This window comes from Pseudomonas sessilinigenes (genome assembly GCF_003850565.1).
In the GTDB taxonomy this organism is placed as follows: Bacteria; Pseudomonadota; Gammaproteobacteria; order Pseudomonadales; family Pseudomonadaceae; genus Aquipseudomonas; species Aquipseudomonas sessilinigenes.
The window spans coordinates 515,620-529,452 of sequence record NZ_CP027706.1 but is presented as its reverse complement, the minus strand read 5'-3'; the positions used below and the strand labels follow the sequence as shown (position 1 = coordinate 529,452).

Annotated in this window: 14 protein-coding genes; all 14 read left to right on the top strand. The window is 66.0% G+C overall.

What is annotated here, in order from left to right:
- The first annotated feature begins 6 nt into the window (after positions 1 to 6).
- From C4K39_RS02385 to C4K39_RS02320, 14 genes are read left to right on the top strand one after another with little or no spacing between them, the layout of a single operon-like run.
- Complete coding sequence (locus C4K39_RS02385) at positions 7 to 741, top strand: glycosyltransferase family 2 protein (protein ID WP_124348310.1); 735 nt, start codon at positions 7 to 9, stop codon at positions 739 to 741.
- A complete protein-coding gene (locus C4K39_RS02380; protein WP_068578645.1) occupies positions 738 to 1,682 on the top strand; it encodes a lysophospholipid acyltransferase family protein in 945 nt (314 codons plus the stop codon). Before C4K39_RS02385 ends, C4K39_RS02380 begins: the two co-directional genes overlap by 4 nt.
- Complete coding sequence (locus tag C4K39_RS02375; RefSeq protein WP_124345575.1) at positions 1,663 to 3,207, top strand: HAL/PAL/TAL family ammonia-lyase; 1,545 nt, start codon at positions 1,663 to 1,665, stop codon at positions 3,205 to 3,207. The genes C4K39_RS02380 and C4K39_RS02375 overlap by 20 nt, the downstream gene beginning before the upstream one ends.
- On the top strand, positions 3,200 to 3,625 hold the full coding sequence (locus tag C4K39_RS02370) for an acyl-CoA thioesterase (RefSeq protein ID WP_068578649.1): 426 nt from the start codon (positions 3,200 to 3,202) through the stop codon (positions 3,623 to 3,625). Before C4K39_RS02375 ends, C4K39_RS02370 begins: the two co-directional genes overlap by 8 nt.
- A complete protein-coding gene (locus C4K39_RS02365) occupies positions 3,622 to 4,227 on the top strand; it encodes an outer membrane lipoprotein carrier protein LolA (RefSeq protein ID WP_068578651.1) in 606 nt (201 codons plus the stop codon). The genes C4K39_RS02370 and C4K39_RS02365 overlap by 4 nt, the downstream gene beginning before the upstream one ends.
- A complete protein-coding gene (locus C4K39_RS02360; protein WP_124345574.1) occupies positions 4,211 to 6,553 on the top strand; it encodes an MMPL family transporter in 2,343 nt (780 codons plus the stop codon). Before C4K39_RS02365 ends, C4K39_RS02360 begins: the two co-directional genes overlap by 17 nt.
- Complete coding sequence (locus C4K39_RS02355; protein WP_124345573.1) at positions 6,547 to 7,737, top strand: sodium:proton antiporter; 1,191 nt, start codon at positions 6,547 to 6,549, stop codon at positions 7,735 to 7,737. The genes C4K39_RS02360 and C4K39_RS02355 overlap by 7 nt, the downstream gene beginning before the upstream one ends.
- The gene (locus C4K39_RS02350; RefSeq protein WP_068578657.1) at positions 7,724 to 8,971 is read left to right on the top strand and encodes an NAD(P)/FAD-dependent oxidoreductase; all 1,248 of its coding nucleotides are present in this window, start codon (positions 7,724 to 7,726) and stop codon (positions 8,969 to 8,971) included. Before C4K39_RS02355 ends, C4K39_RS02350 begins: the two co-directional genes overlap by 14 nt.
- Positions 8,968 to 9,729, top strand: a complete 762-nt coding sequence (locus C4K39_RS02345) for a class I SAM-dependent methyltransferase (RefSeq protein ID WP_068578659.1) — start codon at positions 8,968 to 8,970, stop codon at positions 9,727 to 9,729. Before C4K39_RS02350 ends, C4K39_RS02345 begins: the two co-directional genes overlap by 4 nt.
- Entirely contained in the window at positions 9,726 to 10,211 is a 486-nt protein-coding gene (locus C4K39_RS02340; RefSeq protein ID WP_124345572.1) for a DUF3261 domain-containing protein, read from the top strand. The genes C4K39_RS02345 and C4K39_RS02340 overlap by 4 nt, the downstream gene beginning before the upstream one ends.
- Positions 10,208 to 11,404, top strand: a complete 1,197-nt coding sequence (locus C4K39_RS02335) for a beta-ketoacyl-[acyl-carrier-protein] synthase family protein (protein WP_124345571.1) — start codon at positions 10,208 to 10,210, stop codon at positions 11,402 to 11,404. The genes C4K39_RS02340 and C4K39_RS02335 overlap by 4 nt, the downstream gene beginning before the upstream one ends.
- Positions 11,401 to 11,874, top strand: a complete 474-nt coding sequence (locus C4K39_RS02330; protein WP_068578665.1) for a hotdog family protein — start codon at positions 11,401 to 11,403, stop codon at positions 11,872 to 11,874. Before C4K39_RS02335 ends, C4K39_RS02330 begins: the two co-directional genes overlap by 4 nt.
- Positions 11,871 to 12,599 (top strand): 3-oxoacyl-ACP reductase FabG, encoded by a 729-nt coding sequence (gene fabG / locus C4K39_RS02325; protein WP_068578667.1) that lies wholly within the window; start codon positions 11,871 to 11,873, stop codon positions 12,597 to 12,599. The genes C4K39_RS02330 and fabG overlap by 4 nt, the downstream gene beginning before the upstream one ends.
- Positions 12,599 to 13,825, top strand: a complete 1,227-nt coding sequence (locus tag C4K39_RS02320) for a beta-ketoacyl-ACP synthase (RefSeq protein ID WP_124345570.1) — start codon at positions 12,599 to 12,601, stop codon at positions 13,823 to 13,825. Before fabG ends, C4K39_RS02320 begins: the two co-directional genes overlap by 1 nt.
- Positions 13,826 to 13,833: the final 8 nt, after the last annotated feature.

The following is a 13,833-nucleotide window of genomic DNA, read 5'->3' as shown; positions in this document are numbered from 1 at the left end:
ACGCCTGTGCATAACCCTTGTGCGGTGATTCCGGTCTACAACCATGAAACCGCCGTACCAGCGGTCGTGGAGGCGCTCCTGGCCCGGGGCGTGCCTTGCGTCCTGGTGGACGATGCCAGCAGCCAGCCATGCGCCGCAGTACTGGAACAATTGGCAGGTCGCGAGCAGGTGTTCCTGGTCCGCCTGGCGATCAACCAGGGCAAGGGCGGCGCGGTCATGGCCGGGCTGCGGGAGGCGGCGCACCTGGGTTTCAGCCATGCCCTGCAAGTGGATGCCGATGGCCAGCACGACCTGACGGATGTGGATAACTTCATCCAGCACTCACGCCTTGCGCCCCAGGCCCTGGTCTGTGGTTATCCACAGTACGACGCCAGCGTGCCCAAGGGGCGCTTGTATGCCCGCTACCTGACCCATATCTGGGTCTGGATCAACAGCCTGTCGCTGCAGATTCCCGACTCCATGTGCGGCTTCAGGGTCTACCCGCTGGCCCCGACCCTGGAGCTGCTCGACTCCGTGGCACTGGGCCGGCGCATGGATTTCGACCCGGAGATTCTCGTGCGCCTGTCCTGGCGCAACCAGGCCATGCTCTGGCTGCCGACCCGGGTCCACTATCCTCAGGACGGCCTCTCGCACTTTCGCCTGTGGCACGACAACGCGCTGATTTCCAAAATGCACGCCAAGCTGTTCTTCGGCATGCTGGTGCGCTTGCCGCTGATCCTCTGGCGCCGGTGGCGTCCATGAGCCAGGAACCCTCCAGCAGGCATTGGGCCGAGCATCGCGAGCGCGGCAGTTTCTGGCTGATGAAGCTCACCGCCTTCGGTGTACGGGTCCTGGGGCGCCGTGTGCTGAGCCCGCTGCTGTACGCCATCGTGTTCTATTTCTTCCTGTTCGGACGCAGCGCCCGCCGCAGTATCTGGCAGTACCAGGAGCGCCTGGCCCGCTTTGCCGGGCGCGACGACCTGCTGCCCAGCCAGCGTCGGGTGTTCGGCCAGTTCATGGCCTTTGCCGATGCCCTGCTGGACAAGCTCGATGTATGGAACGGCAAGCTGCGCCTGGAACAGATCGAGATCGTCGATCCGGCCGGCCTGCGCCAGCAACTGCGCAGCGAGCGTGGCCAACTGCTGGTGGGCGCGCACCTGGGCAACCTGGAAGTCTGCCGGGCGCTGGCCGAGCTTGGCGAGCAAGTGACCATGAACGTCCTGGTACACACCCGGCACGCCGAGCGCTTCAACCGCCTTCTGGGCGAGGCCGGGGCCAGCAACCTGCGGCTGATCCAGGTCAGCGAGCTGGACCCGGCGACCATGCTGCAACTGAGCCAACGCCTGGAGCGCGGCGAATGGCTGGCCATCGCCGGCGACCGCGTCCCCCTGCATGGCGGACGCAACGTGCGGGTGGACTTTCTCGGCCACCCCGCAGCCTTTCCCCAGGGCCCCTGGCTGCTGGCCGGACTGCTCAAGTGCCCGGTCAACCTGCTGCTGTGCCTCAAGCACCAGGGCCGTTACCAGGTGATCCTCGAACCCTTTGCCCAAGCCGTGCAGTGGAAGCGCAGCGACCGCCAGCAAGTGATCGCCCAGTGGACCGCCCGCTACGCCGAGCGCCTGGGCCAATACTGCCTAAAAGCCCCGCAACAATGGTTCAACTTCTACCCATTCTGGAAAACCGATGACAACCTCGACCCATGAGCCGGTAACCTTCGGCGAACACCCCTTGCGCATCGAAGACGTGCTGGCCCTGGCCAACCGCCAGGTACCGACGCGCCTGCAAAGCGACGCCGACTGGCGCCGGGGCATTGCCAAGGGTGCGCAGTTCCTCGACTCCCTCCTGGACAAGGAAGGGGTGATCTACGGCGTGACCACCGGCTATGGCGACTCATGCGTGGTGGCGGTGCCACTGGAACATGTCGAGGCCCTGCCCCGTCATCTGTACACCTTCCACGGCTGCGGCCTTGGCCAACTGCTCGATCCACAGGCCACCCGCGCCGTCCTCGCCGCGCGCTTGCAGTCACTGTGCCAAGGCGTCTCCGGGGTCCGCGTGGAACTGCTGGAACGCCTGCAAGCCTTCCTCGACCAGGACGTCCTGCCGCTGATCCCGGAAGAGGGCTCGGTGGGCGCCAGCGGCGACCTGACGCCACTGTCCTACGTGGCCGCGACCTTGTCCGGCGAACGCCAGGTGCTGTTTCGTGGCGAACGCCGCGAGTCGGCCGACGTCCACCGCGAGCTGGGCTGGGAGCCGTTGGTACTGCGACCCAAGGAAGCCCTGGCGCTGATGAATGGCACGGCGGTGATGACCGGCCTGGCTTGCCTGGCTTTCGCTCGCGCGGACTACCTGCTGCGCCTGGCAACCCGTATCACGGCGCTGAACGTGGTGGCCCTGCAAGGCAATCCAGAGCACTTCGATGAACGCCTGTTTGCTGCCAAGCCCCATCCGGGGCAGATGCAAGTGGCAGCCTGGTTGCGCCAGGACCTGGCGATCGACGCGCCTGCCGCGCCCCTGCACCGCCTCCAGGACCGCTATTCCCTGCGCTGCGCGCCCCATGTACTGGGCGTGTTGGGCGACAGCCTGGGCTGGCTGCGCTCGTTCATCGAGACGGAGCTCAATAGCGCCAACGACAACCCGATCATCGATGCCGAGGCCGAGCGCGTACTCCACGGCGGGCACTTCTACGGCGGGCATATCGCCTTCGCCATGGACAGCCTGAAGAACCTGATGGCCAACGTTGCCGACCTGCTTGACCGCCAACTGGCACTGCTGGTGGACGTGCGCTACAACCATGGCCTGCCGAGCAACCTGTCTGGCGCGGGCGCTGAGCGAGCGATGCTCAACCACGGCTTCAAGGCGGTACAGATCGGCGCCAGCGCCTGGACGGCCGAAGCCTTGAAGAACACCCTGCCGGCCAGCGTGTTCTCGCGCTCCACCGAATGCCACAACCAGGACAAGGTGAGCATGGGCACCATCGCCGCCCGGGACGCCATTCGTGTGCTGGAGCTCACCGAACAAGTGGCCGCCGCGAGCCTGCTGGCCGCCAACCAGGGTGTCTGGCTGCGCAGCCGAGAAGCCGATGCCCGGCCCCTGCCTCCGGCCCTCGCAGCTATGCAGCGGCAACTGGCCGAGGACTTCCCTCCAGTGATCGAGGACCGGGCCCTGGAGGGCGAATTGCGCCTGTGCCTGCAACGCATCGCCAACCGGCACTGGAGGCTGCATGCGTAGCCAGGGAGCGATATACGCCGATACCCAGATCCTGGTGCCGTTCTTCGACATCGACACCATGCACGTGGTCTGGCACGGGCACTACGTCAAGTACCTGGAGGTCGCCCGCTGCGCCCTGCTGGACAAGCTCGGGCACAACTACGAGCAAATGCGCGACTCCGGCTACGCCTGGCCGGTGATCGACCTGCAATTGCGCTACGTGCGTGGCGCGGTGTTCGGCCAGACCCTGAACGTGCGCGCCAGCCTGGTGGAATGGGAGCACCGCCTGAAGATCAACTACCTGATCACCGACCAGGCCAGCGGCGAACGCCTGACCCGCGCCAGTTCGGTGCAAGTGGCCGTGGACATCGCCAGCCGGGAAATGCAGCTGGCTTCACCCAAGGTATTCACCGACGCCGTGGAGCGCCTGCTGCCATGAATTTCTGCAAACCCTTGCTGCTGGCCTGCCTGCTGGTGCTGGGCCTGCCCTCCCAGGCCCAGGCCTTCGATCTGCAACAGCTGAGCGACCAGCTTGCGCGACCGGAGGTGATCCATGGCCGCTTCATCCAGGAAAAACACCTGCGGGCCCTGGCCCAGCCACTGACCAGCAAGGGCCACTTCGTCCTGGCCAGGAACCATGGCCTGCTGTGGCTGTTGCAGACGCCACTGCAGCAGGACTACCGCATGACGCCCAAGGGCATCGCCCGACGCGACGGCGCAGGTTGGCAGATGCTGCCGGGCAAGAGCGCCGGGGCCGAACAGAACCGCCTGTTCCTCGCCGTCCTGCAAGGTGACAGCAGCGGCCTGCAACGAGACTTCGAACTCAAGTTGCAAGGCAGCGCGCAAGCCTGGCAGTTGCAGCTGATTCCTCGCTCGCTGCTGCTCCAGCAGATCTTCACCCAGATCAACATCGAGGGCGGCAGCCTGGTGCAGCGCATCGAACTGCTGGAGACCCAGGGCGACCGCACGGTGATGACCATGCAGGACAGCACCAGCGCCCAGCCCCTGAGTGACACGGAGCAACATGACTTTGCCGAGTGAGCGCTGGTTACCGCGATGCTTCCTGATCCTGCTGGCGCTGGTCCTGGCCCTGGGTGCCTGGCAATGGCGCCATGGCGCGCCGCTGTCGGCCAATCTCATGGAGCTGGTGCCTGGCACGGCTCCCGACGCCCTGGAGCTCCAGGCCGAACAACGTATGCAGGAGCCGTTGAACCGGGAGATCCTGGTACTGGTGGGGCATGCCGAACGCCAACGGGCGCTGGACATGGCCCGAGAGCTGGGCGGGCAGTGGCAAGCCAGCGGCCTGTTCGACAAGGTCCAGTGGAACCTGCAAGCCGACCTGCCGGCGCTGCGCAAGCAACTGCTGCAAGGCCGCCTGGCGATGCTCTCGGCCAAGGATCGCCAACAGCTGCTCGAACAGCCCCAGGCCTTCATCCAGCAACGGGTGCAGAGCCTGTTCGACCCCTTCGCCGGCTTCACCCTGGTACCCAGCCAGGATGACTGGCTGGGCCTGACCGGGCGCATCCAGAACAATCAGCCGCAACACGGTGCGGTACAGCTGGACGTCGGCAGCGGTGCCCTGGTGGCCGAGGCCGATGGCAAGCATTGGGTGTTGCTGCGCGCCCACACCGGCGGCAACGCTTTCGACATGCAACTGCCCCTGCAAGTGGCCGAACTGCTGCAGCACAGCCGCGAGCAAGCGGCCACGCAGCAGGTGCAGCTATTGGCCGCCAGCGGCTTGCTGTATGCCGCCAACGGACAACAACAAGCCTCGCGGGAAATCACCTGGGTCGGCGGTGGTGCGACCCTGGGTATCCTGGCGCTGCTGCTCCTGGCCTTTCGTCGCTGGCGCGCGCTGCTGGCCTTTGTCCCGGTGCTGGTGGGCATGTCGTTCGGTGCCGTGGCCTGCGTCGCCCTGTTCGGCCACATGCATGTCATGACCCTGGTCCTGGGTTCGAGCCTGATCGGGGTCGCCGTCGACTATCCCCTGCATTACCTGTCCAAGAGCTGGAGCCTGAATCCCTGGCGCAGCTGGCCGGCCTTGCGCCTGACCGTGCCGGGCCTGACCCTGAGCCTGGTCACCAGTTGCATCGGCTACCTGGCCCTGGCCTGGACCCCCTTCCCGGCCCTGACCCAGATCGCTGTGTTTTCCGCCGCTGGCCTGCTGGGGGCCTACCTGTCGGCGGTGTGCCTGCTGCCGGCGCTGCTCAAGCATGTCGAGCCACGCCCGGCACGCTGGCCACTGCAGGTCGCCGAAGCCCTGCTCCGCCTCCGCGCTGCGCTACTGGCGCGAGTGCCGAGCCCGATCTTGCTGGTCCTGCTGGGGCTGTTCTGTGCCGCCGGCCTGTGGCAACTCCAGAGCAAGAACGATATCCGCCAGTGGGTGAGCGCGCCGCCACAACTGCTGCAAGAGGCCCAGGCCATCGTGCGGATCACCGGCTATCAGCCCACCAGCCAGTTCTTCCTGGTGCGGGCGAGCGACCAGCAGCAACTCCTGGAGCGCCTGAACGCCCTGGATGAGCGCCTCCAGGCATTGGTCAGCCTGGGCAAGCTCAAGGGCTACCTGGGCCTGAACCAGTTACTCAGCCCTCCCGAGGACCAACAGCGCGTGCGTGCGGCACTCGGCAAGCTGCCCGGTTTCTGGCAGCCACTGCTGGAGCTGGGCGTACCGGAACACGCCTTGCAGGCCGAACTCCAAGCGCTGCAACAGCTGCCCGTGGAAGACATCGACAGTGCCCTCGCCGGCCCCCTGGCCGAGCCATACCGACCGCTATGGCTGGGAGCGACGAGCGATGGCGTAGCGGCGATGGTCAGCCTGCAGGGCCTCAATGACGCGGCCCTGCTGCGGGTGCAGAGCGACGACTTGCCAGGAGTGCAGCTGGTCGACCGCCTGGGCGAGCTGAACCGGGTGTTCGCGGCCACCCAGGTCAGCGCCGCCGAGCTCAAGCTGGCCTCCTGCGTACTGATCGTGCTGTTGCTGATCCTGCCTTTCGGTATCGGTGGCGCCCTGCGCCTGGTGGCCCTGCCACTGTTGGCGGCCCTGTGCAGCCTGGCCAGCCTCGGCTGGCTGGGACAACCCCTGACACTGTTCAGCCTGTTCGGCCTGTTGCTGGTGACCGCGATCAGCGTCGACTACGCGATTCTCATGCGCGAGCAGATCGGCGGCGCCGCGGTGAGCCTGCTGGGTACCTTGCTGGCAGCCCTGACGACCTGGCTGTCGTTCGGCCTGCTGGCCATCTCCAGTACCCCGGCGGTGAGCAACTTCGGCCTTGCCGTGAGCCTGGGGCTGGCGTTCAGCTTCATCCTCGCGCCCTGGGCCGGCCACGGGGCGCATCCGGGAGCCACCACCGAGCAACCAACGTGCTGATCCTCCTGTTCTGGCTGCTGGTCCTGGCCCTGTTCGCCCTGGCCACGCACATCGGCCGACGCCTGGGCCTGATTCCGATCGTCAGCCAGCTACTGCTGGCGACCTTCGGCCTGCCTCTGCTGATGCTGCTTTGGGTCGAGCCCCATTGGGGGCTCAGTGGTGCGCAACTGGTGGCGCCGTCGTGGCTCAAGCACTCCTATAGCCTGGGCTTTGCCCTGCTGCTGGGACATATCCTGAGCGATGTCATCGACCTGCGCCTGGATCGCCAGAGCCTGAAGATCGCCCTCCCGAGCTTTTGCCTCCCCTTTGCCTGCGGCCTGGCCGCAGCCACCTGGCTAATACCGAAGCAACCCTGGCTGGGCACCCTGGCGCTGGGCTTGCTGTTCGCCATTACCGCCATTCCGGTGCTCTACCTGTACCTGCGGCATATCCAGTACCCGGCCCGGGCCACCCGGCGCCTGGTGCAGGCCGCGATCCTCATCGACCTGACCTGCTGGAGCCTGTTCGCCCTGGCCCAGGGCAGCCTGGAGCTGAACAGCCTGCTACTGCCCCTGGCCGGCGCCTGCCTGCCCTTGCTGCTGCGTCGCCTCGGCCTGCGCCACTCCATGGTCTACAGCCTGGGCTTCTTCGGCCTGCTGGTGGTCGCCGAGCACTACCGGCTCAATGCCCTGATATTCGGCATCGGCTACCTGCTGTGCATGGCGGCCCTCAAGCTACCGCTGGCGCTGCCGTTAAAGGCAGCCTGGATGGAACGCTTGCAGACCTTTGTCGCCATCCCGCTGATCCTGACCTTTGGCATCGTGCAGATCGATGTCCATGGGGCCATGGACAGTCTGGGCTGGGTGCAACTGCTGGCGCTGCTGCTCTTGCCGATCGCCAGCAAGCTGCTGGGCAACTGGCTGGGCCTGAGCTGGGCCGGCGCGTCTTTCGAAGGTGCCAGGCGCTGGCACGAAAGCCTGCTGCTGAACATCCGCGGCCTGAGCGAGATCGTGTTTCTCAACCTGCTGCTGCAACAGCAACTGATCAGCCCGGCGCTGTACTTCGCGCTGATGCTCATGGGCCTGATCGCCACCCTGCTACCGGCCCTGGCCGGCCTGCACCGAATACCTCCGGCCACGCAGAACGTGGCCTCCTCGAATCTGAACATCGCCAAACCGGCAAGGAGCCCTAGTGCCAACAGTTGAAATGGAACGTCGCCAGGTCGTGGTGATCGGTGCCGGCCCTTCAGGGGCCATCGCGGCCGCGCTGCTCAAGCGCCAGGGCCACGACGTACTGATCGTCGAGCGCCAACATTTCCCACGCTTCTCCATCGGCGAAAGCCTGCTGTCCCACTGCCTGGACTTCGTCGAGGAGGCCGGCATGCTCGAGGCCGTTCAAGACGCCGGTTTCCAGCTCAAGAACGGCGCGGCCTTCGCCTGGGGCGAGCACTACAGTACCTTCGATTTCGGCGACACCTTCAGCAACGGCAAACCCACCACGTTCCAGGTCCAGCGGGCCGACTTCGATCAGTTGCTGGCCGACCAGGCGGCCCTGCAAGGGGTACAGATCCGCTATGGACAGGAAGTCATCGCGGTGGACATCGAGCGAGCACAACCACAGCTGGAATGTCGCCGCGAAGACGGCAGCCAGTACCGTATCGAGGCCGACTTCATCCTTGATGCCAGTGGCTACGGCCGGGTCTTGCCACGCTTGCTGCAACTGGAGGCCCCCTCGAACTTCCCGGTACGCCGGGCGGTGTTCACCCATATCGAGGATCGCATCGACTGCGAGCACTTCGATCGCAACAAGATCCTCATCACCACCCATCCGGAACACCGCGACATCTGGTTCTGGAGCATTCCCTTCAGCAACGGGCGCTGTTCGGTGGGCGTGGTCGCCGCCGAGTCTCACTTCGCCGGGCGCGATAGCGACCTGGATGCCTGCCTGCGCGGCTTCATTGCCCAGACCCCGAGCCTGGCCAGGGTCCTGCAAAACGCCGAGTGGGACACCCCGGCCCGGACCATCGGTGGCTACTCGGCCAATGTCAGTACCCTGCACGGCCCGGGCTTCGCCTTGCTGGGCAATGCCGCGGAATTTCTCGACCCGGTGTTCTCCTCGGGCGTGACCATCGCCATGCGCTCGGCGAGCATGGCCGCCAGCGTGCTGCACCGTCAGCTGCAAGGCCAGAGCGTGGATTGGGAAGAGGAATTCGCCGAACCGCTCAAGCGCGGCGTGGACACTTTCCGCTGCTACGTCGAGGGCTGGTACGCCGGCACCTTCCAGGATGTGATCTACCACCCGGGCAGCTCCCAGGAGATCCGCCGCATGATCAGCTCGATCCTCGCCGGCTATGCCTGGGATACCCGCAATCCCTTCGTCAGCGAACCGCGCCGCCGGCTCAAGGCGCTGTCGGAAGTCTGTGCGAGGGCTTGCGCATGAATGGCCAGAACCCGCAGTTCCTGAGCGACAGCTACGTCGAGGAAACCCGCTTCGGTTTCTGGTTCCTGCGCAGCCAAACCTGGCAGCACCATGTGCTGCGGGTGGCTATCAACGATCTGCGCTCACTGTTCGATGGCGAGCCGCCGCGCAACCCGGTGCTGCTGGATGCCGGCTGCGGCCAGGGCAAGTCCTTCCAGTACCTGCGCCAGGTGTTCGCGCCCAAGCGCCTGATCGGTGTCGATGCCGACCCCCATAGCCTCAAGCTCAGCGCCGAGGAAGCCCGGCGCCAGCAGTGGGAAGTGGAATTGATCGGTAGCGATTGCGCCACCTTGAAAGTGGCGGACGCCAGCGTCGACCTGCTGTTCTGCCACCAGACCTTCCACCACCTGGTGGAACAGGAAAAAGCCCTGGCCGAGTTCTATCGGGTGCTCAAGCCCGGTGGCTACCTGCTGTTCGCCGAATCCACCGAGGCCTATATCGACACCTGGGTGATTCGCTGGCTGTTCCGCCATCCGATGCACGTACAAAAAAGCGCCGGTCAGTACCTGCAGATGATTGCCCGGCAAGGTTTCGAGTTCACCCAGGACAACGTGTCCTATCCCTACCTGTGGTGGAGTCGGGCCAAGGACTTCGGTCTGCTGGAACGCCTTGGCCTGCGCCAGCCGCCGCCGGTGGGCCAGCGCGAGGAAACCCTGGTCAATGTCGTGGCCCGCAAGCCACTCGATCCCCCTGTCGACGAGCAAGGTCCATCCGCATGATCCGTGCCCTGCTGCTCGGTTGTCTCCTGTTGCTGGGCGCGTGCGCCAGCCGGGCGCCGCTACCCGAGCACACGCCCTCGCTGCCATTGCCGTTGCAACTGCATGTGCAGCGACAACTCCAGGACCAGAGCCAGGACTGGCTACTGGTGGTCCAGGCCGAGGGCCAGGCCCTGCGTTGGTCGTTGATGGACCCCCTGGGCATTCCCCTGGCACGCCAGCGCCTGGTAGCAGGACAGTGGCAGGCCGACGGCCTGCTGCCCCCCAATCCGCAAGCCAGGGAGCTGTTCGCCGCACTGCTGTTCGCCCTGACGCCCGGGGAGCAATTGTCCGACAGCTACCCTAATGCCCACCAACAGGGCAGCCAGCGTCGCCTGGAGCCACGCTGGCAGGTCGACTATCGACAGGCGCTGGATTTCACCCTGGAGCTAACGGACGGCCCGCGTTACCACATCACCGCGTTGAGCGCCGAGGCCACGCCATGACCGCTTATCTCAATGCCCTGGGAGTGATCTGCGCCCTGGGACGCAATCGCCGTGAAGTCGCCCGCAGTCTGTTTTCCGGGGACTGCTCCGGGATGCGCGAGGAGCCCCGATGGGTGCCCGGTCGCAGCCTGCCGGTGGCAGCGATACAGGGGCCGTTGGCCGACATGCCGGCCGGCCAGGAGGCTCACCGCAGTCGCAACAACCAGTTGCTGCTGGAGGCCGCGCTACAGATCGAGGATGACATCCACCGGGCCATCCAACGCTATGGCCAGGCCCGCATCGGTATCGTCCTGGGCACCAGCACCTCGGGGATCGACGAAGCCAGCCAGGGAATCGCCCGTTACCTGCAGGACCACAAGCTCCCCGCAGACTACGACTATCGCCAGCAAGAGCTGGGGGCACCGGCAAACTTTCTCGCCGACTGGTTGCAACTGAGCGGTCCGGCCTATGTGATCTCCACCGCCTGCACCTCCAGTGCCCGGGCCCTGCTCAGCGCCCGGCGCCTGTTGGACCTTGGGGTCTGCGACGCGGTGTTGTGCGGCGGTGTCGACAGCCTGTGCAAACTCACCCTCAACGGTTTCTCAGCCCTGGAGGCGGTATCCGGCCAGCGTTGCAACCCGTTTTCCCAGCATCGCAACGGCATCAACATCGGGGAGGCAGCGGCGCTGTTCCTGATGAGCCGGGAGCCCACGCCCGGGTCTTCCAGCGCCCTGCTGGGCGCGGGTGCCAGCTGCGATGCCTACCATATTTCCGCGCCGGCCCCCGATGGTCGTGGCGCGTTGCAAGCCATGCGCCAGGCCCTGCGCAGCGCCGGGCTGGAACCGGGACAGATCGGCTATCTGAACCTGCACGGTACGGCCACCCAACACAACGACGCCATGGAAAGCCTGGCCGTGGCGCAGCTGTTTCCCGATGGCGTGCCCTGCTCTTCGACCAAACCCATGAGCGGCCATACCCTGGGTGCCGCCGGAGCCCTTGAAGCGGCGTTCTGCTGGTTGGCCTTGAGCCCCGACAATCCCGCCCGGGCCTTGCCGCCCCACGTCTGGGACAACCAGGCCGATCCGGCCCTGCCAGCACTGCGCTGGGTGACCGCAGCCGACCGCCTGGACGTCCACTTACCGCGCCGCCTGATGAGCAACTCCTTCGCCTTCGGCGGCAACAACGTCAGCCTGATTATCGGAGATGCCCCATGATTGACTGGCCCCTCGCCGAACTGCTGCCCCATGCCGGGGACATGATCCTCATCGACCACGTCCTGGACTTCGATGAAGAACAGATCCACACGCGCCTGGAGGTTCGCCCCGGCGGCCTGTTCAACCGCCCCGACGGCAGCCTGCCGGCATGGGTCGGCATCGAGCTGATGGCCCAGAGCGTCGCGGCCTACGCGGGCTGCCGCGCCCGCCAACAGGGCCAGGCAGTGGAACTGGGCTTCCTCCTGGGCACCCGCAAATTCCAGTGCAATGTCGAACATTTCCCGGTCGGCAGCATCCTGCAGATCCATGCCTTGCGCTCCCTCGAGGACGACAACGGCATGGGTGTGTTCGAGTGCCACCTGGATGGGCCCGGCATCACCGCCAGCGCACGCCTGAACGTGTTCCGTCCGCCCCAGGTCTCCGATTACCTGCAGGAAACACCTGCCCCCTCTACAGGAACCCCGTCATGACTGACTCCGTACTGGTCACCGGCTCCAGCCGTGGCATCGGCCGCGCCATCGCCCTGCGTCTGGCCCAGGCCGGCTATGACCTGGTGCTGCACTGCCGCAGCGGCCGCAGCGAAGCTGAAGCCGTCCAGGTCGAGGTCCAGGCCCTGGGCCGCAAGGCCCGCATCCTGCAATTCGACGTCTGCGACCGCGCGGCCTGCAAGGCCGTACTGGAAGCCGATGTCGAGACCCATGGCGCCTATTACGGCGTGGTACTCAACGCCGGCCTGACTCGCGACGGTGCCTTCCCGGCCCTGGGCGAAGAGGACTGGGACCAGGTGCTGCGCACCAACCTCGATGGTTTCTACAACGTCCTGCACCCGGTGATGATGCCGATGATCCGCCGCCGCGCCCCTGGCCGCATCGTTTGCATCACCTCGGTCTCGGGACTGATCGGCAATCGTGGCCAGGTCAACTACAGCGCGTCCAAGGCCGGCCTGATCGGCGCCGCCAAGGCCCTGGCCATCGAACTGGGCAAGCGCAAGATCACCGTCAACTGCGTGGCCCCGGGCTTGATCGACACCGCCATGCTGGACGAAAACGTGCCGGTGGAAGAACTGCTGAAGATGATCCCGGCGCAGCGCATGGGCACCCCGGAAGAGGTGGCCGGCGCGGTGAACTTCCTGATGTCCGCCGAAGCCGCCTACATCACCCGCCAGGTACTGGCGGTGAACGGGGGCCTGTGCTGATGAAACGCGTGGTCGTCACCGGCATGGCCGGCATCACTTCCCTGGGCAACGACTGGGCCAGCATCGTCGAGCGCTTCGCCGCCAACCGCAGCGGGATCCGGCGCATGGACGAATGGGACAGGTTCAGCGAACTCAATACCCGCCTGGCTGGCCCCATCGACGATTTCCTCGTGCCCGGGCACTGGACCCGCAAGCAATTGCGCAGCATGGGCCGGGTCTCGCGGCTCGCGGTCGGCGCCGCCGAACAGGCACTGGCCGATGCCGGGCTGCTGGGCGACCCCTCGATCAAGGATGGGCGCATGGGTGTGGCCTGCGGCTCGTCCACCGGTAGCACGGACGAGATCAAGGCCTTCGGCAACATGCTGCTGAACTCGGTGGCCGAAGGGCTCAACGCCAACTCCTACGTGCGCATGATGCCCCACACCACGGCGGCCAATATCAGCATCTTCTTCGGCCTTACCGGGCGCCTGATCCCCACCTCCAGCGCCTGCACCAGCGGCAGCCAGGGCATCGGCTATGCCTATGAGGCGATCAAGTTCGGCCGCCTGCCGCTGATGCTCGCCGGCGGCGCCGAAGAGCTGTGCCCCACCGAAGCCATGGTGTTCGATGCGTTGTATGCCACCAGCCTGAAGAATGACGCGCCCCACAGCAGCCCGCGGCCCTACGATTGCGATCGCGACGGTCTGGTGATCGGCGAAGGCGGCGGCATGCTGGTCCTGGAAGAGCTGGAGCACGCCCTGGCCCGGGGTGCGCGGATCCACGCGGAAATCGTCGGTTTCGGCAGCAACGCCGATGGCCAGCACACCACCCGCCCGGAGCAGGCCACCATGCGCCGGGCCATGGAGTTGGCGCTGGAGGACGCCGCCCTGGCGCCCGCCGCCATCGGCTACGTCAATGGCCATGGCACCGCCACCGAACAGGGCGATATCGCCGAGACCCAGGCCACCAGCAGCCTGTTCGGCAGCCGCATGCCCATCAGCTCGCAGAAGAGTTTCCTCGGCCACACCCTGGGCGCCTGCGGGGCCCTGGAGTCCTGGTTCAGCATCGAGATGCTCAACCGCGACCTGTACGTGCACACCTGCAACCTGGACCGGGTCGACCCTCGCTGCGGCGAGCTGGACTACCTGCAGGGTGGCCTGCGTGCCATGAGCCATGAATACGTGATGAACAACAACTTTGCCTTCGGCGGCGTCAACACCTCGTTGATCTTCCGTCGCTGGCCCTGACCCCACTG

Excerpts from the sequence above, each read along its gene's own strand:
- C4K39_RS02375 (WP_124345575.1), top strand. The coding sequence starts at position 1,663 with ATGACAACCTCGACCCATGAGCCGGTAACCTTCGGCGAACACCCCTTG.
- C4K39_RS02365 (WP_068578651.1), top strand. The coding sequence starts at position 3,622 with ATGAATTTCTGCAAACCCTTGCTGCTGGCCTGCCTGCTGGTGCTGGGC.
- C4K39_RS02335 (WP_124345571.1), top strand. The coding sequence starts at position 10,208 with ATGACCGCTTATCTCAATGCCCTGGGAGTGATCTGCGCCCTGGGACGC.
- C4K39_RS02320 (WP_124345570.1), top strand. The coding sequence starts at position 12,599 with ATGAAACGCGTGGTCGTCACCGGCATGGCCGGCATCACTTCCCTGGGC.
- C4K39_RS02380 (WP_068578645.1), top strand. The coding sequence starts at position 738 with ATGAGCCAGGAACCCTCCAGCAGGCATTGGGCCGAGCATCGCGAGCGC.
- C4K39_RS02370 (WP_068578649.1), top strand. The coding sequence starts at position 3,200 with ATGCGTAGCCAGGGAGCGATATACGCCGATACCCAGATCCTGGTGCCG.
- fabG (WP_068578667.1), top strand. The coding sequence starts at position 11,871 with ATGACTGACTCCGTACTGGTCACCGGCTCCAGCCGTGGCATCGGCCGC.
- C4K39_RS02360 (WP_124345574.1), top strand. The coding sequence starts at position 4,211 with ATGACTTTGCCGAGTGAGCGCTGGTTACCGCGATGCTTCCTGATCCTG.
- C4K39_RS02330 (WP_068578665.1), top strand. The coding sequence starts at position 11,401 with ATGATTGACTGGCCCCTCGCCGAACTGCTGCCCCATGCCGGGGACATG.
- C4K39_RS02345 (WP_068578659.1), top strand. The coding sequence starts at position 8,968 with ATGAATGGCCAGAACCCGCAGTTCCTGAGCGACAGCTACGTCGAGGAA.
- C4K39_RS02340 (WP_124345572.1), top strand. The coding sequence starts at position 9,726 with ATGATCCGTGCCCTGCTGCTCGGTTGTCTCCTGTTGCTGGGCGCGTGC.